At 38.8% G+C, this 21113-nt stretch carries 19 protein-coding genes; 18 read left to right on the forward strand and 1 reads right to left on the reverse strand.

Annotation, left to right across the window (positions count from 1 at the left end):
• Positions 1-297 precede the first annotated feature (297 nt).
• The 18 genes from ACFQWC_RS00005 (at position 298) to ACFQWC_RS00090 (ending at position 19535) form a co-directional block, all read left to right on the forward strand.
• Positions 298-1260, forward strand: a complete 963-nt coding sequence (locus ACFQWC_RS00005) for a helix-turn-helix transcriptional regulator (RefSeq protein ID WP_377105462.1) — start codon at positions 298-300, stop codon at positions 1258-1260.
• Between the two features lie 74 nt (positions 1261-1334).
• Entirely contained in the window at positions 1335-1967 is a 633-nt protein-coding gene (locus tag ACFQWC_RS00010) for a type 1 glutamine amidotransferase family protein (protein ID WP_377105464.1), read from the forward strand.
• A gap of 854 nt (positions 1968-2821) precedes the next feature.
• Positions 2822-2947, forward strand: coding sequence for a hypothetical protein (locus ACFQWC_RS00015; RefSeq protein ID WP_377105466.1), 126 nt, complete (start codon positions 2822-2824; stop codon positions 2945-2947).
• 66 nt (positions 2948-3013) lie between these two features.
• Positions 3014-3805: a hypothetical protein gene (locus ACFQWC_RS00020; protein ID WP_377105468.1), complete on the forward strand. Its 792-nt coding sequence runs from the start codon at positions 3014-3016 to the stop codon at positions 3803-3805.
• 120 nt (positions 3806-3925) lie between these two features.
• Positions 3926-4294 (forward strand): hypothetical protein, encoded by a 369-nt coding sequence (locus ACFQWC_RS00025; protein ID WP_377105470.1) that lies wholly within the window; start codon positions 3926-3928, stop codon positions 4292-4294.
• Positions 4295-4722: 428 nt separating this feature from the next.
• Positions 4723-5703, forward strand: coding sequence for a LacI family DNA-binding transcriptional regulator (locus ACFQWC_RS00030; protein WP_377107182.1), 981 nt, complete (start codon positions 4723-4725; stop codon positions 5701-5703).
• A 6-nt stretch (positions 5704-5709) separates the two neighbouring features.
• Entirely contained in the window at positions 5710-6600 is an 891-nt protein-coding gene (rbsK, locus tag ACFQWC_RS00035) for a ribokinase (RefSeq protein ID WP_377105472.1), read from the forward strand.
• Positions 6597-6983 (forward strand): D-ribose pyranase, encoded by a 387-nt coding sequence (gene rbsD, locus ACFQWC_RS00040; RefSeq protein ID WP_377105474.1) that lies wholly within the window; start codon positions 6597-6599, stop codon positions 6981-6983. The genes rbsK and rbsD overlap by 4 nt, the downstream gene beginning before the upstream one ends.
• An 18-nt stretch (positions 6984-7001) precedes the next feature.
• Entirely contained in the window at positions 7002-8492 is a 1491-nt protein-coding gene (locus ACFQWC_RS00045; RefSeq protein WP_377105476.1) for a sugar ABC transporter ATP-binding protein, read from the forward strand.
• Positions 8485-9438 carry a ribose ABC transporter permease RbsC gene (gene rbsC / locus ACFQWC_RS00050; RefSeq protein ID WP_159362499.1) on the forward strand — a complete coding sequence of 318 codons (954 nt, stop codon included), beginning with the start codon at positions 8485-8487 and terminating at the stop codon, positions 9436-9438. The genes ACFQWC_RS00045 and rbsC overlap by 8 nt, the downstream gene beginning before the upstream one ends.
• A gap of 10 nt (positions 9439-9448) precedes the next feature.
• Positions 9449-10387: a ribose ABC transporter substrate-binding protein RbsB gene (gene rbsB, locus ACFQWC_RS00055; protein ID WP_377105478.1), complete on the forward strand. Its 939-nt coding sequence runs from the start codon at positions 9449-9451 to the stop codon at positions 10385-10387.
• A 296-nt stretch (positions 10388-10683) separates the two neighbouring features.
• On the forward strand, positions 10684-11073 hold the full coding sequence (locus tag ACFQWC_RS00060) for a hypothetical protein (RefSeq protein ID WP_377105480.1): 390 nt from the start codon (positions 10684-10686) through the stop codon (positions 11071-11073).
• A gap of 513 nt (positions 11074-11586) precedes the next feature.
• Positions 11587-12441, forward strand: a complete 855-nt coding sequence (locus ACFQWC_RS00065) for a malate synthase (protein WP_377105482.1) — start codon at positions 11587-11589, stop codon at positions 12439-12441.
• Positions 12442-12772: 331 nt separating this feature from the next.
• Entirely contained in the window at positions 12773-14164 is a 1392-nt protein-coding gene (locus tag ACFQWC_RS00070; RefSeq protein WP_377105484.1) for an ABC-three component system protein, read from the forward strand.
• On the forward strand, positions 14161-14871 hold the full coding sequence (locus ACFQWC_RS00075) for an ABC-three component system middle component 1 (RefSeq protein ID WP_377105486.1): 711 nt from the start codon (positions 14161-14163) through the stop codon (positions 14869-14871). Before ACFQWC_RS00070 ends, ACFQWC_RS00075 begins: the two co-directional genes overlap by 4 nt.
• Positions 14864-17224 (forward strand): AAA family ATPase, encoded by a 2361-nt coding sequence (locus ACFQWC_RS00080; protein WP_377105488.1) that lies wholly within the window; start codon positions 14864-14866, stop codon positions 17222-17224. The genes ACFQWC_RS00075 and ACFQWC_RS00080 overlap by 8 nt, the downstream gene beginning before the upstream one ends.
• Before the next feature lie 135 nt (positions 17225-17359).
• Entirely contained in the window at positions 17360-17653 is a 294-nt protein-coding gene (locus tag ACFQWC_RS00085) for a hypothetical protein (RefSeq protein ID WP_377105490.1), read from the forward strand.
• Positions 17654-18392: 739 nt separating this feature from the next.
• Positions 18393-19535 carry a restriction endonuclease gene (locus ACFQWC_RS00090; RefSeq protein WP_377107184.1) on the forward strand — a complete coding sequence of 381 codons (1143 nt, stop codon included), beginning with the start codon at positions 18393-18395 and terminating at the stop codon, positions 19533-19535.
• A gap of 238 nt (positions 19536-19773) precedes the next feature.
• Here ACFQWC_RS00090 and ACFQWC_RS00095 read toward each other — a convergent pair whose 3' ends face one another.
• Positions 19774-21102: a purine-cytosine permease family protein gene (locus ACFQWC_RS00095; protein ID WP_377105492.1), complete on the reverse strand. Its 1329-nt coding sequence runs from the start codon at positions 21100-21102 to the stop codon at positions 19774-19776.
• Between the last annotated feature and the right edge of the window lie 11 nt (positions 21103-21113).

Here is a 21113-nt window from a genome sequence, read left to right on the forward strand (position 1 = left end):
GAACAGTTTAATGGACGGGATCAAGTCCCACGGGGGCTTCCGTTCTACCCCGGCTACCGTAATCATATATCGATATAAAAAATGGTCAACCAGAAATATCTTGCTGACCTTATAATACGAAAGGGGGCTGTAGCTTAAGATAGTTCGGGTAGCCGAGTTATCTTAAGCGTTTTTTCTCTGTTCATTCAAGGGTCATTTAAGGGCATAAGAGGATTGCTCAAAATCATAATATTTAAAATAATTGGTATTGTAAGATGGTTATTCATTATATATAAAGGGATATAGAGGAGGAATCATATGCCTAAAATTGACAATATGTTAGCCATTCTATGGATGCTTCGTTCAGGTGAAAAAATGACAGCACAACAAATTTCAGAAAAGCTAGAGATGAATATAAGGACGGTGTATCGTTATATTGATACCATTTCAACAAGTGGCGTACCGATCGTTTCAGAACCAGGACATAACGGTGGATACTCTTTATTGAACCATTTTGTTGAGGCTCCTCTGTTTTTTGATTTTGAGGAGCAAACTTCACTCTTTCATGCGGCTGTTTTTGCAGAAGAAGCCGGGTATTATGGAGGGGAAGCACTCGATAGGGCCATTTCTAAACTAAGCCACCACTCCAATCAAGAGCAGGAAGCAAAGATCAACCAACATGTAACCAGTCTTGAAGTCATAAGTCGATTACGTCCACCCTCTATGGAACTTTTACTGAAGGAGTTGGAACAGGCCGTAGCTGACGGGTACTCAGTCAACATTCTTTATCATAAAAGTGTCGAAAGACCATTAAGTGAAAGATTGGTCGATCCGTACAGATTGATCTATTGGAATAACAAGTGGTATGTGATTGGATTTTGTCATCTTCGGAATGATATCCGCAGTTTTAGAGTGGATCGAATGGAAAGTCTGGTGCTAACCGAAAATACGTTTATCCGACCGGAGAATTTTTCAGCACGTGACTTTTTCGTGAAAAACCTTCTTCCAACGATTGAAGATAAGGAAGGGATTATGTCTTTGGTTCTTCATGGGGGAAAAAGTGCATTGGATGATATTTGTCAACATTGGTTTTTAGGACATTATGTAAAAGAACGCACCTGCAATCAAGCAGTTTTTCTTCTGGAAAAAGAGATCATACATACATATGTACCTTATTTACTTTTACCGTACAATACATCGATTAAAGTGATTGAGCCAATAAGTCTTAAAAAAAGACTTGTTGAAGTTCTGTCGGAATTAATGGAATTTCATCAAGTTTAATGACTTCCCTGACGCTACTTGTCAGGGAAGTTTTATTATAATGACTCTATAAATGGTGATGGGAGTGTTATGGGATGCAAACAACAAAGGCTTTTCTATATGTATTAGATACAATGTCGGACTGGGAATACGGGTATTTAATAGCTGAACTAAACTCAGGAAGATATTTCAAAAAAGAGGCAGCACCTATAAAAGTCATGACAGTAGGGGCTACTAAAGAAATGATTACGACGATGGGGGGACTGAGCATAAAACCAGATATCTCCCTTGATGAATGTACTCTTGAAAGGGAAGATCTTTTAATCTTACCAGGGGGGACGACTTGGAGTGAAGACATTCATCAACCGATTTTGGAAAGGGTTGGCCAAGCTTTAGAGCTTGGCACGGTAGTTGCTGCCATTTGTGGTGCAACGGAGGGCCTGGCGAATATGGGATACTTAGATACTAGAAAACATACAAGTAATAACTTAGAATATACGAAAATGGTATGTTCTAACTATAAAGGAGAAACGTTCTATGAGTCGGGACCTGCGATAGCTGATGGTAATTTAATTACGGCATCAGGAATAGCTCCTCTGGAATTTGCAATGGAGGTACTGAAAAAAATAGATGTGTTTAAGCCCGATACATTGCATTCATGGTATAACCTAAATAAGACTCATCAACCCCAATACTTCTTCGAGCTAATGAATTCAATAAATAAATGAAGGTACTGAAAAGCCCAATTTCTCTATTTCTATTTGTAGAGAAGTTGGGCTTTTTGATGTGGAATTTGATGAACGAATCAACCCAACCCCAATAATCGGAAGCGGCGTCATATTCGTCAACAAATCAGTAGACGGAAGCATTCCTCTTAATTCGTCTTGACGATTAAAAAAGGCTGAAATAAGGGGACATATTCAGCCTATTGATTCAAGAAATACAATTTGATGATCATCGAGACATGATGGGCTGTCACCACATCCAAGACCTCTTCAAGTGAAGGGATGGCTTCTCCTTGGAAAGAGGGGTGAAACCTTCGTCTTATTAAAGTGCTATTCAATTGCATAATTATCCTGAAATACTTTCGATTGCTTTAATTTGAATGTATTTGAAAGCATTATCCTATAAAGAACTATAAAACTCATCTTCACTTTTTCAGCTTGTTAATCGAAAAAAGAAAAAGTTGAAATCTACTATTTTAACTTCGCTTATATCTTCTGCTCATATATAGTTATTTAAAGTTTAGAGGTAAAGTAAGTTAATTCAACACAGAAAAATGACTCCTCTATTTTACGTAAAACTCTTTTATTTATAAATTAAGAATTGCAAAATAATATTAAGCACTAGTCATCCCTTGAAGTAACAATAAACTCTAAGCTGACATAAACAACATCCAAAAAAGAACAAAAGTAGTTTTTAATCTTATTATGTTGTCCATTCCTGTTAAACTTCAAAATAAACTATATTTGAATTTCTACATCGTTTTCTACTTTACTAGTTTGTTTTAAATACATTTTTTGTTTATTTATACAATTAATGGGTATTTTTAAAGAGGTAAGAAAATATAGGAGGTATAGAAATGAGAAAAATAATTTGTGGGATTTCTGTTTTCACATTGTTCATGTCTATCGCGTTACCTATCTCTGCAAAAAATTCAATTTCATTAGAAGAAAGAAAAATTAAGATTGGTGAAGGAATCTACTAAGTACATCCTACTAAGGAAGAGATTGAGGATTATCGACAAAAAAATAATTTACCTAAGCCAATTCAAATGGATGTGAATGAATTTAGAGATGAAATTATTAAGACAATGAAATTAAAAAAGACCGAAAAGTTCTCGACTGAAAATGGAAACAAGCATGTCGTTAAATATTATGAAATTGCTTTTCAATCCTCCAAACATGCAGATTTAATTAAGAATAACTTACGAAAAGATGCTTCTTTAGCTAAATCAGACGGCCCAGTAATGATACCACCAGGTATTGATGATCCCCCTCAATGTGAAATTGACGAACAACTACTCAGAATTGATATTGAGTTCTCAGGCCTAAACTTTGAAGGAAGATTTGATACGGCTACAGGATACCAAAACGACTTAGAAAACGAGAGATTCATAAAAGGTTTTGAAATTGTCACAGGAGAATTTGTTTCTAATCCCGTTTACAATTTGCTAACAGGTTCAGTTTTAGAAACAGTAAAATCGGGGGCTGAAGGGAATACAGACGCAACTTCATATGACCGGGTAGTATCCAAAAACGCTCAGGTTTGTACTAAGTCCGGATGGAAGACTTATTTTATATCTAATCAAAAAGAGGTTTATTGGGCTCACGACCAAAGGGCCACGGACACTAATTCAGGAAATGTTTACACTGATTATCAACAATATTTCCCTTCTGTATACCATCCAATCCATTGGATTCAAAACACTTGGTTTGAAGATGAAGAAACATTACTAGAAATTGCTTATGAAAGATATAGAAGAGGTGAGGGTGTGGGTTATGATAAAATTGAAGATGAGTATTACAAGAGTATTTGGAATTTAACACCAGGTTATAATTACTAAATGCAATCCTGATTGACCTCTCTATAAGTAACAGCGTTAGAAACGTACTATATTTTACACGAAAGGATCGTTACAATTGACTCTAAACAAAAAGTCGTTTCTCTAATAGCTTTCATTCTTGTGGGGGTTACCATTCTGATTTTTGTTTTTAATATAGTAAATCAATCACCAAAAAAAGTAGTAACCAATATCATGGAGGATGTCCAGGAAAACAAGGAAGTCGAAGAAATCTCAAATGAGAATCAAAAAAAACTTCAATACTTTTTTGAGTATTCCCAAGAGCGAAATTTAGAGAATCCAAATTTAATTGTAAGTGATTTTCCTAGTAGACCCAATATTGTTACAGTAACGATCGAAATCATTCAAAACGATAAAAAAAAGGGTATAGAAGCAATTTATGAAGGTCGTGCTGATTTTTATTTAAAGAAACAAGGTCTTAAATGGGAGGTAGAGAAAATACAAGTTACTCCCTACAAAAAAGAAAGGTAACTTTAGAACTGGATCTTTAAAATCAGAACGGAACAGTCATTTCGCCGACCATCTTTATGTATCTTAGTCCATATTCAGTATAGAGGACTTCAAAGGATAATAGTTCACTCACATGTTTACTAATCCTATGACAAAGAAAAAGACTCGTCACTTGAAGAGTCTTTTTTTTCTACTGGCTACCATTTATGAATTCAAATAGTATATCATTATAGACTGATATATAGCTATTGCTCTTTATAGATTCCAAAACTTTGGATCGCCTGCTGAAATACCAAGGACACTAGCTCTTAGTTCATGAATTCAAAATTTATCCTTTGAACTGGTCAATAAGTTTTAGGATTAAACTATTGCAAACGATTACAAACCTATGTTATTTTATGTGTAACCGGTTACACAGTAACCAACCAAACGAACAGGAAGTGACAAGCGTGGCAACAATCAAGGATGTGGCGAGTGAAGCGGGGGTGTCGGTGGCGACGGTCTCCCGGGTGCTCAATGATAACGGCTATGTAGGAGCCGAGACGAGGAAGAAGGTAATGACGGCGATCAAGAAGCTGAATTACAGCCCGAATGAAGTCGCACGCTCTCTCTACAAACGGGAGTCAAGGCTGATCGGGCTGCTGCTTCCGGATATCACAAACCCGTACTTCCCGCAGCTGGCGAGAGGGGTCGAGGATGAAGTGAGTGAGGCTGGGTTCAGGCTCCTCCTTGGAAACAGCGACGAGAACATTCAGAAGGAGCTGGATTATATCCAGACCTTTGTTCAAAACAATGTCGTCGGCATGATTTCTGCGACCAATCATGTGGAGCATGATCAGCTGTATAGTGAATTGAATCTCCCACTCGTCCTCCTTGACCGGACCACGGACAATTATCCGGCTGTTTATGCGGACGGACGCAAAGGGGGACGCCTGGCGGCAAAGACCCTGGTTGAAAAAGGGGCGAAGCGGATCACCGTCATGAAGGGACCGGTCCACGTCAAGCCGGCACAGGACCGATTCCGTGGTGCCGTCGAGTACCTAAGTGGGACCGACGTCGATTTCACCGTGATGTCGACGATCTCGTTCTCCTTTGAAGATGCAAAGGGATGGGCTGAGGAACTGTTCGCCACCTATCCAGATACGGACGGGGTCATCGCGAGCAATGATATCGTCGGGATCGCGATTCTCCATGAGGCCCTGAGGCTGGGGAAGAAGATACCTGAAGACTTGCAGATCATCGGCTACGATGACATCCCCCAGAGCAGCCTTTCCTATCCGGCGCTCTCCACGATCAGGCAGCCGGCATACGAAATGGGTAGGCAAGCGGCGGCACTTCTGATTAAACTGATAAAAAAAGAAAGAGACATCGATACAACGGTTCAGCTTCCCGTTGAACTTATACAGCGAAGCACAACAAGAAAGGGATGAAGGAAGATGAAAAAAGCGAAAATTGCCGTGATCGGCAGCTCATCCATGGATTTGGTGGTGACATCAGCGAAACGCCCAGGTGCAGGGGAAACGGTACTCGGCGACAGCTTCGACACGGTACCAGGTGGGAAAGGCGCCAACCAGGCCGTTGCAGCAGCAAGGCTTGGGGCTGATGTTTACATGATCGGATGCGTGGGGGATGATCCATACGGCCAAGAGATTTTAGAAAACTTTAAGAATAACGGTGTTCATACCGACCATGTGGAACCGGTTACAGGTGAAAAATCCGGAACCGCCCATATCATCCTCGCTGAAGGCGACAACAGCATTGTCGTCGTAAAAGGGGCCAATGATCTTGTGACACCAGAGTACGTAGAAAAGACAGCCGATTTCCTCAAAACATGTGATCTAATCATGATTCAGCAGGAAATTCCAGAGGAAACGGTTGAGTACGTGGCAGACCTGTGCAACAAGATTGAAGTACCACTGCTACTGAACCCGGCACCGGCACGGAAGATTTCACAGAATGTCATCGTTGGCGCGAGCTACCTGACACCAAATGAGCATGAAGCAGATGTACTCTTTAACGGAATGAATCCGTCAGAAGCGCTGAAACAATATCCTGACAAAGTCATCATCACCGAAGGAGCAGCCGGAGTCCGCTACCATGATGGAACAAAGGAAATCATGGTTCCTTCCTTCAAAGTCGAAGTGGTGGATACGACAGGGGCAGGCGATACCTTCAATGCCGCATTCGGAACAGCCGTAGCTGAAGGACAATCAATGGAAGAAAGTCTCCGATTCGCAAACCGCGCCGCATCCCTTTCCGTGACCGGTTTCGGGGCACAGGGCGGAATGCCGACAAGAAACGAAGTGGAAAGGAAGCTGGCAGAATGAAACGACATGGCATCTTGAACAGTCACATAGCAAAAATACTTGCCGATTTCGGCCACACGGATACAATCGTCGTGGCCGATGCCGGTCTCCCGATTCCGTCAGACGTCGTGAAAATCGACCTGGCATTGAAACAGGGGGAGCCTTCCTTCCTTGACGTGGTCGAACTGTTAAAGGAAGAAATGGTCATCGAAAACGTCACGCTTGCAGAAGAAGTAGAAACAAATAAAGGGGTACACGAGCAAATGACCTCATGGTTCGATGGGATCCAGTATGTATCCCATGAAGACTTCAAGAAAGAAACCCATAAGGCGAAGGCCGTCATCCGCACGGGGGAAGTCACACCGTATGCGAATTGTATCCTTCACGCGGGAGTCATTTTTTAAAACAAAGGGGGTAGTAGCATGCAGATCAGCATGAAGAATATCCATAAAGCATTTGGGACGAACAAGGTCCTTGAAGGCGTGGACATCGAGATCGGGGATGGTGAAGTCCATGCCCTGATGGGAGAAAACGGTGCCGGAAAGTCGACCCTGATGAATATCCTGACGGGCCTTCATAAGAAGGATCAGGGAACGATCACCATCGACGGGAAGGACAAGACGTTCGATAATCCGAAGCAGGCCGAGGAATTCGGCGTTACTTTCATCCATCAGGAGCTGAACGTCTGGCCGGAGATGACCGTCCTCGAGAATCTCTTCATCAATAAGGAACCGGTTACACAATTCGGTCTCATTAATACGAGAAAAATGAAAGCGGTTGCGAATGAGCAGTTTAAAAAACTGAACATTTCCATCCCTCTCACAAAAGAAGCCGGACAGTGCTCGGTCGGACAGCAGCAGATGATCGAAATCGCCAAAGCCCTTATGACGGATGCGAAAGTCATCATCATGGACGAGCCGACGGCGGCCTTGACGGACCGGGAAATCGACACGCTCTTCACCGTCATCCGTTCACTAAAGAAAGCCGGTGTGTCGATTGTGTACATCTCCCACCGGATGGAAGAGATCTTCACGATTTGTGACACCATCACGGTCATGCGGGACGGACGCACGGTGGATACGATGCCGATTCCCGAGACGAACTTCGATGAGGTCGTGAAGAAAATGGTCGGACGGGAATTGACCGACCGCTTTCCAAAACGCCAGCCAAAGCCAGGCGAAACGATGCTTGAAGTCAGGAACCTGACGAAGAAAGGGTTGTTTGAAAAAATAAGCTTCGAAGCACGTTCAGGAGAAATCGTCGGCGTGTCAGGATTGATGGGAGCAGGCCGAACGGAAATCATGCGCACCATCTTCGGACTCGACGGCCGTTATGAAGGCGAAATAATCGTAAATGGGAAACCGGTCACCATTAAAACACCAGATCAGGCGGTGAAACTCGGTCTTGGCTTCATCACCGAGGATCGGAAGGATGAAGGACTCATCCTCGACTTTTCCCTGAAGGATAACATCGCCCTTCCAAGCCTCTATAGCTTCACAAAGAAAGGCTTGATCAATGATAAAAGCGAACAGGACTTTGTAGAGATGCTCATCAAACGGCTGACGATCAAGACCGAATCAGCCCGGACCCATGCAAAGAACCTTTCGGGTGGGAACCAGCAGAAGGTGGTCATCGCCAAATGGATCGGGATCGGTCCGAAAGTGCTCATCCTCGACGAACCAACAAGGGGAGTCGATGTCGGGGCGAAACGGGAAATCTATCAACTGATGAACGAGCTCACCGACCGCGGCGTCGCAATTGTGATGGTCTCATCCGAGCTGCCAGAAGTACTCGGGATGAGCGACCGCATCCTCGTCGTCCATGAAGGGACCATCGCAGGGGAGCTTTCTAAGGAAGACGCAACACAGGAAAAAATCATGACATTGGCGACAGGAGGTCACGCACATGAATAACGCACTCAAAACGAATCACGTCGGCAATCTGATGCAAAAGCTCGGTCCACTACTCGGACTGTTTGTGCTGATTGCGACCGTATCCATCATCAACCCTAGTTTTCTAGAACCCTTGAACTTATTGAATCTATTACGTCAGGTCGCGATCAACGCCCTGATTGCCTACGGGATGACCTTCGTCATTTTGACCGGAGGAATTGACTTATCCGTCGGATCGATCCTCGCCTTATCCAGTGCCCTGATGGCAGGGATGATGGTATCCGGAATCGACCCGATCCTTGCGATCCTGATCGGCTGTATCCTCGGAGCTCTGATGGGAATGGTCAACGGATTATTAATTACAAAAGGTAAAATGGCACCATTCATCGCGACACTTGCAACGATGACGATGTTCCGTGGGTTGACGCTTGTGTATACTGACGGAAATCCAATCACAGGACTTGGCGACAGCTATGCCTTCCAACTGTTCGGAAGAGGATACTTCCTTGGAATCCCAGTACCGGCCGTCACGATGATCCTGACGTTCGCGATCCTGTGGGTGATCCTGCACAAAACCCCGTTCGGCCGCAAAACATATGCCATCGGTGGAAATGAAAAAGCAGCCCTCATCTCAGGGATCAAAGTACCACGCATCAAAGTGATGATCTACTCCCTGGCCGGCTTATTGGCCGCACTCGCAGGAGCAATCCTCACGTCACGCCTGAATTCAGCCCAGCCGACAGCGGGTACATCCTATGAACTCGATGCCATCGCCGCCGTCGTCCTAGGTGGGACAAGCCTGTCAGGCGGACGAGGACTGATCGTCGGAACATTGATCGGTGCACTCATCATCGGAACGTTAAACAACGGTCTGAACCTGCTCGGCGTCTCATCCTTCTTCCAAATGGTCGTAAAGGGTGTCGTCATCATCATCGCGGTTCTCATCGACCGAAAGAAAGCAGCGTAGGAGGGATACTATGAAAAAAGCATGGTTACTACTAATCAGTTTGTCACTCCTATTCCTCGGCGCCTGCTCCCTGCAGCCGCCGGAATGGGCCAAGCCAAATAAAAGCTCAAACCCGGAAGACATTAAAATCGGACTATCCGTTTCGACACTTAATAACCCATTCTTCGTCTCCATGAAAAACGGGGTAGAAGACGAAGCTAAGAAACAAGGCATGGAAGTCGTCGTCGTTGATGCACAGAATGACGCCGCCAAGCAAATCAATGACGTAGAAGACCTCATCCAGCAGGGCGTCAACGTCTTACTCATCAACCCGACGGACTCAGCGGCCATCTCTACTGCCGTCCAGTCCGCCAACAGCCTTGGTATTCCGGTTGTCACACTCGACCGCTCAGCTGAAAAAGGAGACGTCGCCACACTCGTCAGCTCGGATAACGAAAAAGGCGGCGAAATGGCCGGAGAATATCTGGTCGAACAGCTTGGTGAAGGAGCAAAGGTTGCAGAACTTGAAGGTGTCCCTGGAGCATCCGCCACTCGTGAGCGGGGAGCCGGGTTTCACAACATCGCGGATGAAAAGCTGGATGTCGTGGCCAAGCAGACTGCAAACTTTGATCGTACCGAAGGATTGAATACAATGGAGAACCTGATCCAAGGGAATCCAGATATCAAAGCCGTGTTCGCACATAACGATGAAATGGCGTTGGGAGCACTGCAGGCGATCCAGAGTTCTGGTCGTGACGTTCTAGTCGTTGGATTTGATGGGAATGAAGATGCGATGACTAGCATTCGGAATGGTAACCTGTCTGCAACTGTCGCTCAGCAGCCTGAAAAGATTGGTTCGTTGGCCGTTCAGGCTGGGGCAGATGTGTTGCAGGGTAAGAAGGTTGAGAAGAAAATTCCGGTGCCGTTGAAGTTGGTGACGGAGGAGAATATAGAAGACTCTTCAGAATAAATTGTGGTGGTAAACCTCATTCGTGCATGTGTACGAATGAGGTTTTTTTCTTTGTTGTTAAAAGTAGTGGAGAAAAGAATTTAGCTTTTCTTGCTTGCGTTTGCTCCAAATGAGTTGGGGGGTCCCTGTTTTTCAGATGATTAAGCCAAAAGAAATAATCACCTTTAATAACAGCATATTTAATAAAGAATATTCACCTAAGGGTATCCTTTCCCAGGCCTTCTCCCTATATAAAAGTTGAATACAGATTGAATCAAATGAGTAGATGGAGAAATTTAAATCAATGGATGTTCGATTTGCATACATTTTATCGCCTGTATCTGTGGATTGTGTTGAATGCCATGTATGAGGGCGGAGTTCAGTTAGGGTGTGTGGTGCACGGTGAAGGGCATTATATTCGGTCCATTGGGAGGACTCGAGAGAATCTGTTTTTTAAAGTGAGAATATGGCCTTTTTGTAAGAGGTTGGAGTCGGAGAGGTATGAGTATGGGGGAGTCTATACGTTTAAGCCGATGAATGATTTAGCTTGTGGGATCAGAATGTTTGTAAAAAAGAGATGTAATGATTCTGGAATTGACCAGCTTGGTAATAAAGCTGATTCCAGAATGTCTTCGTGCGGCGAAAAGCATGTGAATCGGGTGCGGAGAGAACCTGCAAACAGACTTAAGAACTTAGAGAACGAATAGATTTTAGAGAACAACAACATCAACACCACTGCCATTAGAGACACTTAGGATGTAGATAGGGGGAGGCGCTGATTGGATATTTCATTGGCAGGATGGATCATGATATTTGAGTAGTTCAAACGGAGGGCTCTGGTTCGAGCACTTGGAAGAGTGTAGAGAATTCAAATCTATATCATGATTGACTGATAAGGTCATTAGGTTGAAAGTGGGATTTTCCAGATTAATGAAGAAAAGTCGAATGGGATCCGTCCCCATTTAACCGGAGAAAAACCAAAAAAGCACGGGTGTACCAATCATCAAGATTTGAACAAAACTACATTTTACCTCTCAATAAAATAGTTTGTCAATGCTAAAGTTGTATTTATATCAAAAAAATGGTAAGGTTATTATCTGGTGATTTTCTACATTGAACGTTTTGTTATCTATCTTATTTATTCCGAAGGGAATTCAAACAGTTTTTGTGAGCTTTTTAGGCAATAGTACCCGAGTGTTTATACAAGGAGGACTAATATATTGAATTTAATCAATAAGAAAGTTACACATGAGCGGTTTGGTATGGGAAGCATCGTGAATCATAATGATACGGTAGTTGAAATCCATTTCGCCTCGGAAAATAAAAAATTTGTTTACCCGGATGCATTTGGACAGCACTTGAAACTGCATGATAAAAGTGCTGCCAATTCACTTGAAAAAATTTTACACGAGCAGGAAATGGAACTCAAAGAGGAAGAAATGCAGAAAGAAGAGGAAAAGGTACGGCAAAGAAGAAACCAGGAGCTTCGAGTGGGTCATGAAAAAAGTATGAAAAATCATAAACTTCATCCCGAATCGCAGATGGTTTACAGGTGCGATACAGAAGAACAGAGTAGCTCCTTTTCAGATTGGACGGTTTCCTCTGGTGAAATAAAAAGTGGTACGAATAAGGGTAAGCCAAACAAGCCCAGTCGCTTACACCAAAACAGTGCGGTCCTGCTGACAGCAGTCGATCCCGGCATGCCTGAAAAAGACAGACGGATCTTAGGTGTATATATGGTGAAGGATCATTTCATCGGTAAATTTTGTGAAGATGGAAATATTCCTGCCCATTCCCATTACAGACTCCAACTGACAGACGAGGAATCGAAACAGATGCCTTTCTGGAAGTACTATGTCAATGAAAAGTCCCCTCAGCAAACGACATGGAATACAGGCAAGTACCGATATTTTGATAATTCCTGGATGGCTCAGATTTTGCGCGACATCGTTTCATTGAAAAGTGACACGGAGGAACAAGAGCTGGCACAACAATTTCTGGACCACTTCTCTAAGATGAATCAAATAGTAGAGCAGGAGTTAAAAGAGCCAAATGGAGCATTATTGCGCGCTTAGATAAGAACAACGGGTGAACTAGCACATATAAGGTTAGAGAGTGTGTTTGGTTCACTGCGAATAGTGTTGAAAAGGGACAAGGCGGCCGCCTTGTCCCTTTTTGTGGTTTTTGGTGATATTAGGGTCAGACCCTCGGTACGGTGAAGCGTTGATGAACTGGGGGACAGACCCCATTCTCTGGTGAGAACAACTGACTACAACAATATTTATAATTTCAAATAGTCATATTACTAAATTTCTCCTTCTAGCAATATCTTATTTCTGTTAATATTAAGATTGAGCATTTGGAAAAAAATTCATTTTTAATGCGAAACTGTAGGGAGTGTTATGTATGAAAAATGAAGAAAGAATTGTGAAAGTAGAAAAAAGAGATACTCACAATGCAATCTCTTCTTGGAGTGGTTACGATTATCAAGGAAAGGTCGCAATATATTGGGTAATGCATTTAATTAATCAAATGGATATATCAGCTACTGAAATCAGTGATTACTCATTAGAAATAGAACATCTTGAAGATTTTACCATAAAATTAAATTCCAGCCCTTTCTCTATTCACCAAGTGAAATCTTATCAAGATAAGGCTACCATTTCTCCATACAAAGAAGCAATTTTAGAAATGATGGGGAAATGTGCAAAATATGATTCTATTACCTCAATACACCTCCACACTTGTTGCTTTATTTTAGCACCAAATAAAGAGGAACTAAAAACAACACTATCACAATTAACACCAGCAAAAAAAGTAGAACAATTTAAAGAATATAAAGAGCTGCTTTTTGAAAAAGAAAATTATGATGAAGTATATAAAAAATTATTTCTAAATAATCATTCTAAGCCACCAAGTAAAAGAGTAATCGATATACTTGATATAGATAATGAAATAAAATCAGAAATAAGAAAATTTTATAAAAAAAATCACGCATCTCTTCAAATAAAGTTTTCTGATTCGGAAGAAAACATAAACTTTATCTTTCATAACTTTGTTCATGAGATTAATCAATTTGTGTCAGCAAGACATAAAAAAAAGATTAATAAACCAGAAATTTCTTTTGATGTTTTTCTTGAAATTTTAAAAAATGAATTTGTTTTCAAATTTTCGCAAAAAACAGCTACAAGTATATTGAAATTTACACTTGAGGAATACTTTAAAGAATACTGCGAGAATGAAGATCTAAATTTGAAAGAGTGTGAGAACTGGAATGAAAATTGGAAAACTATTTGTTCTTTAAGTGATGAAGAATTTTTATTACTTTGCAAAAAACTGTCTCCCAATTTAAATATAAAAACAAAGGAGATTACTCAATATGATTACAAGGAGCTCATTGTAAAACCTGGGGTTCACAAATCACTAATACCAATGGTTTTAGAAGCAGGAGGCTTTGCGTTAGAGATTGAAGGGCTGAGTGAGTTATTCGTTCTAAATAAAGAAGGTATGCATCATTTAATTACAACAATTGCTGAAGTATCAGGGAAAAATACGGTTAATATTCAAGGGAAAAAAGTATTTGATTCATTAAAGAATGACAATGAACTTACCACTCTTCTATTTGATATTCACAAATTAATTACTAATGAGCTTGAGGGCCAATTTGATGGGACTATAGTGGATGTAGGACAAGCTTACCAAGAGTTCCCTGAAGAATTAGAGATAAGAGAGACAATTACAGTTCCTAAAAAATTAGAATTTATTACAGTAGATACAGCCAAGGGGGTATTTAAATGAAAAGCCTAATTAAGAAAATTCTTGAAGGAAAAGGTTTTATTGTTGATGAAAATATTCTAAAAGACGAGGGCAGTCTTCTAAGTAGACGGACAGAAAATAATAAGTTTGATTTTCTTACTGTAATGTTAATTGAAAATAAGGATATCAAAACCGAGAAAATCAAAGAGAAAATTGAAGAGTATCTATTAAAGATAGTCAAAAATCAACAAATATTTGTTGGAGTAGAAAAAAACTTATCACTTTTGCTCCTTATTGAAGTAGATTCATTAGAAAATTCGAGAGAGATAGCCCCATTAATATATGATATAGAGGAAGATCCTTACGATTTTAAAAAATTTGTATTGACTTATACAAAGCACCAAGTTGAGCTTCTTAAATCTTATATAGGTACGTCTGAAGGAAATGTAATCTCCTGCCTTAACGACATCTTAAACAATCCAACAACTTTTTCGAAATTTAAGAATCATGAAGACTCTGAAGAAGTACTAATTTATGATTTGGTGTCGAAATTATTTATTAAGATACCATTTTTAAATTTAGATAATAATCAACAAGCGATAACAAATTTATATGAAAAAATTGTAGAGAGGATAGATGATAGGGATAAAGATTTATGGGAATCTTTGATGCAACTAAATGAAAACTCCGGAAATAACCCTGACATTGAAGAAATTTTAGAATGTATAGGAGTTGAGACTTTTGAATAAATATGTAATTAAGAGATTATACATAAAAAATTTTAAATCAATTGATGAAACAACACTTGAATTAGGGGGGGCTAATTTAAATGTATTAGATGGCCCCAATGGATTTGGAAAAACCACTATATATGATGCCATTCAATTAATTCTTACAGGGAAGATAAGAAGAATTGTATCAAATAAAATCGTCACAACGAATAGAGGATTTAATGATTATCTGTTAAGTAAAAACCAAAGCGAACCAACTATAATAAAGATTGAATTCGAAAATAGAAATCTACCAGATGATCAATTTGTACTAGCTAGATCACTAACACCGAGTGAATTAACAAATGTTCAAAGGAGACCAGGAGATTTTACACAATTTAAACTTTACAAATTAAAGAATTTCGAACAGATGAGTTTAGAAGAAAGTATAACTGAAGATCAGCTGAATAATCTTTTTGGTATAAAAGATATGGGTGATACGTATAACCTTTATCATTATATTGAACAAGAGGAGAATTGCTTTCTTTTTAAACAAAATGAAAAGGATAGAATGGGAGCAATTTCTAAGCTTTTTAATATTGAAACAGAGATGAATCATAAACAATACTTAGAAAAAGTAAAAAACAAATTAATAAGTTCAAAAACCAAACTTATAGGAAAAATTTCTAAACATGAAAATGAATTAAATGATGATACCAAATCAAATATCGAAGTGCATGCCTATAAACCACTTATTGATCCTGATAATGTATTGGATGTACCGTGGGATAAGGAAGTCATAAAGCCATTAGATAGTAAATTGAAAGAGGAGTACTATAAAGAATTAGATGAAATCAATTATTTGCTTTCAAATTTTAAAGAATTTAAAAACCAATTAAAAAACGAAGAATTAGATAATGTAATACACAATGAAAAGAAATTAAAGGCAATAATTATTCTTGGACACTTCAATAATGATTTTTCTGATATTGAAAAACGATATAATATCCAATTAAAATTGGAGAAAATTCATTATATTTTAAAGAACAAACAAATTATAAACAAAGAAATTGATTGGGATTTCTTACTAGAAACATTGGGACTCCCTTTAGACAAGGAGGTTGTAATTCAAAAAATCCAATTAATAAAATCTTATAATCAAAACTCAAATGCAATCTCTGCTGTGGTCAATCAAATGAATCAGACGCGAGAAAAACTTTGGAAAGATTATGAAGAATATATTGAGTTTGATCCTAATAATAAAAATGATTGCCCATTATGTGGAGATAGTAAGGAGAGTTTTGAAGAATTACTGAAGCAAATAAATTTTAGAACACAAGAATTAAAAGAAAACTTTGATGTATCTACAAAAAAAGTCAATGATGAACTAGACACTCTCTATAAAGAATATTTTAATAATGTTATTTCTCAAATTGAACAAAAGTTAAATAATATATCTATTAATAAAGAATTTTTCGAGCAGTTAAAGTATAATACTGGTCAGGTTTCTGATATGGAAAAGGCTATAACATGGTTTCAGAAATTAGACATTGAAATAGAATCATATGTTAATAAAAGTATGCAATTTGTAGAAGATTTAAATGAAAAAGTTCAAACATTAAAAACTGAAGTCGAAAATAAAAAACAGTATGTGAGTGATTTTTGTAGAGAACATATGAATTCCTTTAAGGGAATATATCGTAACCGTTTAAAGCAGAATGAAGAATTGCTTTCCAAGATAAATACTTCCTCAATCCTTGAAAAAAAGAATTATGTTGAAAACCAGTATTTCTTACAATCAAGTATATTGTTTCAAAAGACTCAGAAGCTTAGATTAGAGCTTGTTAAGTTAGAAAAATCATTGGAGTCAATTGGAAGAATTGTAGACACCTATAATGAAAGCATAAATAAACACCGAAGAAAAATGATAAGTGATATCGAAATTCCTTTTTATATATATTGCGGGAAAATTATACAGAACCACCAGAGGGGTATTGGTGTATTTATTAAAGAGGACCATATAACTAGTCAAGAGGGAGAAACTCAATTGAAATCTATTAATTTCGTTCCTCCTCAAAAAACAGACCATGATATTGTACATTCCTTTAGTTCTGGTCAACTCTCTTCAACTGTAATTGCTTTTACTTTAGCCTTGAATAAGGTATATGGAAATAATGGTCTAATGACTTTACTAATTGATGACCCAATACAAACTATGGACGAAATGAACATGGCCTCATTTGTAGAACTTTTAAGAAATGAATTTACTGATCGTCAGATTATCCTTTCAACTCACGAAGATAATATTTCATTGTACATTAGGTATAAGTTTTTAAAATATGGTCTAAGTGTTGAAAAGTTAAATGTTAAACAACAATTATATGTGAAATAAAAAAATATGAAATCTACTAATATTTAATTGGTAGATTTCATATTTTTTTTAGAGAATTTTTATAAGTGAAATAAATAAATCTTAATGTTTTATTAATTGAAAATTGGAAATGATTAGAAAAGGAGGTGGATAATAATGAGTATTTCAGTCGAAAAAATTTATAAAAATCAAATAGTTGGAGCAATAAACACTTATATAAGGTTAATTAATGAAACAGTAAGTACCAATAAAAACATAATTGGAATAATTGATAATGAATGGCATTCTTATTTAGATGGAGAAGGGGAAACTTTTGTAGCAATTTTAAAAATCAATAATAAAGAAGAGAAACTTTATTTTGAAAAATGTGAGTGGAAAGGCTTGGATATAAACATGTTTGCGAATGAAAAATTACAAGAACTCCATAAGAGATTAATTTTTGAAATTTAATCTGAACTTTATTCCGTGAATTATTATTATATGTATATGTATGTATCTAACTAACAGAAAGAATCTTTAGATTCAGACAGGAAAAAGGAACCACTCCTATAATGGTGTCAGACTCGCGTCACACGTAAGCATTAATGTGCTGAGGATCTGACCCAGAAATAGAAAAAGCATCCCAAATTAATCCTTAGTTTAACTTTAGTTATCTTCAAAAACATTATAATTCATCATTCTGTAGGAAATTTCTTTTCCATCATACTCAATGTTACATTCTTCGAGTAATTCATTAGTTTCTCACTATTGTTATAACAATTAAATAAATAAGTTATAACTATTCCTCTTGAAAACTTGTAGCATCATTATTATCGTCAAAATTTTTTTGGTAGTTCGAATGAACATATCTATAAGCTACGGCCAATTTGAGTGACCTCTGTGAAGCAAATTCACTTTTACTGTACTGGGGGTCTAACCCTATTTTCGTGATTAAAGAATAATTCTTAAAAGAACCTTAAGTAAGTAGGCAAGGGTTAAATAGCTATTTAAATATTTCTAAATTGATAAGTCTTGAAGAGACACTGTTTATATTAACCTATATCTAAATGAGATTACTTACAATTGTGAAAGTGCTTTTTTACTGGATAAATATGCTAAAATTGATGTTATAATAACTATATAATAAGAGTAATATGCTCTTATAATAACATAACTAATAATAGCGGATTTTCTCATGGAAGGAGGTAAAATGGTGGGCAAGAGTAATTTGATATCCAAGAAGAAAATGTCAGAAATAGTAGGTTGGTCAGAGTCAAATGGTCGTAGATGGGTAAAAAATTTTAAAGAATTTATTCCTGAAGAAACATCTGGAAATAGGATTATGTATAATACAGAGTCATTAAGGATTATGAAACTGTTAAAAAGATTGAATGAGGAAGGATTATTCATTCCAGAAATTAAACTACTTCTACAAAATGAAGGTTTACCTAAAAATGAATTAGATGAAGTGGCTCTGTTCAACAAATTAAGTAAAAAAGAACACAGGCAAATTAAAGATACAATCCCCTCAATAAAAGAAATGATGATGCCTTATTTAAGTTTGATTAAAGATGGCAAGCCTTATCCAGCAAACGAAATCACAAAAAAGTTGGTTGCTTATTTTCAATTGTCTGATGAGCAACAGGTAATGAAGTACGAAAACACATCAGACATAATTTTTCTCTCAAGAGTAAGGAGTGTACGCTATAGCTTAAAGAAAGAAAATTACATAGAGGAAGTAAATAAGTTAACGTATCAAATTACACTTGATGGATTGGAATTATTGAATGAAAACAAAAATGAAATTGAAGAAGAAATTGAGGAACTAGAAAAGGTAGTCGATCCTTTAACGGTAGTAAAAGAGAAAATTGATGAATTAAAGCAGGAGCTGGCAGAAACACTCTTAAAACAACTGAGAAATGTACACTGGATTAAATTTGAGGATATAGTTATAGAACTTCTTACCGTTATGGGTTATGGTGATGGGGAAGTTACGCAACGTAGTAATGATGAAGGTCTTGACGGTATCATTAAAGAGGATAAGCTTGGACTGGATAACATTTATGTTCAGGCTAAACGATATAATGCTACAAACTCCATTGGACGTGATGTTGTTCAAAGCTTTTCAGGGGCTCTTGATGGTAAAAGAGCACGGAAAGGTGTATTCATCACTACTTCTTATTTTACTGAAAATGCTAGACAATATGCTAAACAACTGGGAGAAGCGAAAAAAATTATACTTATTGATGGAAAAGAATTAGCTAAACTTATGATTGATCACAATGTCGGTGTAGATGTTAGCCAAACTTTTGTTGTTAAGAGTATTGACTATGATTATTTTAAAGATGAATAATGCGGTATAAAGTTTTAAATAATACATTTCGTTTTTATTTATAAAAGCTAAGTCTGTAACGGGAGTTAAATTTGTTAGTATGGAGTTTTAATATGCACATAATTATAATTATGTGTAGTTAATTCAAGATAATGATGCAATATTTTTAGTAGACGGACAAGGTAATTTACATTCTCCACTTCTTGGATTTTATTGAACAAGAAAGAGTGAACCTAACATATAGGTTCGCTCTTTTTCCTTATCCAAGTTTTTGTATATGGCCCTGATTTCCCACCCTACTTCTTTTTTTACTAAACACATAGATAATAGAGGTCATCAAAAAACAACTAAACCCCGGCGAAAACGAATCCGGAATCACCAAATAAACCACCATTCCAATCATTAAAACATGCAACGCCTCCCGATTAAAATTGGACTCCCCACTCGCCAGCCTAATAAGTGCACTCTCAGAAATCCTACCTCTCCTAATCACCAAATAATCAGCCACTACAATCGCCGATATCGGAATAATCAAGATCCCCAGATATGAAATATACTCCTGCGCATTATAAACCAGCTGAGGAAACGAACTCAAAATAATTCCGGCGACACTGAACAACAGTGCACTCTGAATCCGCGATAGGGACGGCAGGGCATTAAGCAGACTATATCCCCCCGTATACGCATTACTAAGATTAATCGAAATCATCGACACCATAGCACAAGCCGTAATCACCATTAAAAGCAGGCTGGAGTCGGTCAACTGCCCAGCTGCCACGAATGGATTCAGATCCTTGAACAAGCTTGCACTCAATCCTCCAAGGAGTGCCGTCATCATGAATCCGACGACGTTTCCTCCATACAGTCCCCAGAATCCGTGGCGGTCGCTTTTGCTGTAGCGGGTGATGTCGGAGGATGCGCTGACGCCTGAGATGTATTGGACGAAGACGAGGCTTGAGTAGAATAGGAACGTTCCGATGGAGAATGGTTCCTGGCCTTGTGTGAGTGTTGGGAGGGAATCGGCTCCTTTTGTTAGGAACAGGTACAGGATGATTCCCTGGCCGATCACGAGGATCGGGATGAATAGTTTGGTCGCTTTCTTGACGGCTTCGAAGCCGATGAGGGCTAGAAGGGTCATGATGATGGCGAGTCCGATGGCGACCGGTATGAATGGTATGGTGTACGGTGTTACTTTTTCCACCATGGAGATGATGACGAAGGTTCCTCCGATGGTTTGGACGCTGAACCAGTAGAGGGACGTCAGGGACCGGATGGGGGATGCGATGAGCATCGACAGCCGGGTTCCGATGATGGATCGCAGGACGTATTGAGCGGGCAGGCCGTAGCGGGAGCCCGGTAGAGACAGGAATGATACGAATAGGAAGGCGACGCTTGCTCCGAGTACGGTGGCTGTGAACGCTGCCTGAAAGGATAGTCCGCCTTCAAGGACGGCCAGAGCCGGGATGAGGAAGTTTCCTGCGTTCACGGAGAAGGCGAGTTGTATGATGAAGTATTCGATCCATGTGGTTGATTTTAATTGTGGTGGGACCTTTTCTAGTCCGAGTCGTTCGATCATGGGTTGTTTCATGAAAAAGTCTC

Source organism: Rossellomorea sp. GCM10028870 (assembly GCF_042666755.1).
Classification (GTDB): domain Bacteria; phylum Bacillota; class Bacilli; order Bacillales; family Bacillaceae_B; genus Rossellomorea.

Coding starts and splice junctions, on each gene's coding strand:
- ACFQWC_RS00075 (WP_377105486.1), top strand. CDS start 14,161: ATGAAAAGCCTAATTAAGAAAATTCTTGAAGGAAAAGGTTTTATTGTT.
- ACFQWC_RS00090 (WP_377107184.1), top strand. CDS start 18,393: ATGGTGGGCAAGAGTAATTTGATATCCAAGAAGAAAATGTCAGAAATA.
- rbsB (WP_377105478.1), top strand. CDS start 9,449: ATGAAAAAAGCATGGTTACTACTAATCAGTTTGTCACTCCTATTCCTC.
- rbsD (WP_377105474.1), top strand. CDS start 6,597: ATGAAACGACATGGCATCTTGAACAGTCACATAGCAAAAATACTTGCC.
- ACFQWC_RS00020 (WP_377105468.1), top strand. CDS start 3,014: ATGGATGTGAATGAATTTAGAGATGAAATTATTAAGACAATGAAATTA.
- ACFQWC_RS00045 (WP_377105476.1), top strand. CDS start 7,002: ATGCAGATCAGCATGAAGAATATCCATAAAGCATTTGGGACGAACAAG.
- rbsC (WP_159362499.1), top strand. CDS start 8,485: ATGAATAACGCACTCAAAACGAATCACGTCGGCAATCTGATGCAAAAG.
- ACFQWC_RS00070 (WP_377105484.1), top strand. CDS start 12,773: ATGAAAAATGAAGAAAGAATTGTGAAAGTAGAAAAAAGAGATACTCAC.
- ACFQWC_RS00005 (WP_377105462.1), top strand. CDS start 298: ATGCCTAAAATTGACAATATGTTAGCCATTCTATGGATGCTTCGTTCA.
- ACFQWC_RS00085 (WP_377105490.1), top strand. CDS start 17,360: ATGAGTATTTCAGTCGAAAAAATTTATAAAAATCAAATAGTTGGAGCA.
- ACFQWC_RS00010 (WP_377105464.1), top strand. CDS start 1,335: ATGCAAACAACAAAGGCTTTTCTATATGTATTAGATACAATGTCGGAC.
- ACFQWC_RS00015 (WP_377105466.1), top strand. CDS start 2,822: ATGAGAAAAATAATTTGTGGGATTTCTGTTTTCACATTGTTCATGTCT.
- ACFQWC_RS00095 (WP_377105492.1), bottom strand. CDS start 21,102: ATGAAACAACCCATGATCGAACGACTCGGACTAGAAAAGGTCCCACCA.
- rbsK (WP_377105472.1), top strand. CDS start 5,710: ATGAAAAAAGCGAAAATTGCCGTGATCGGCAGCTCATCCATGGATTTG.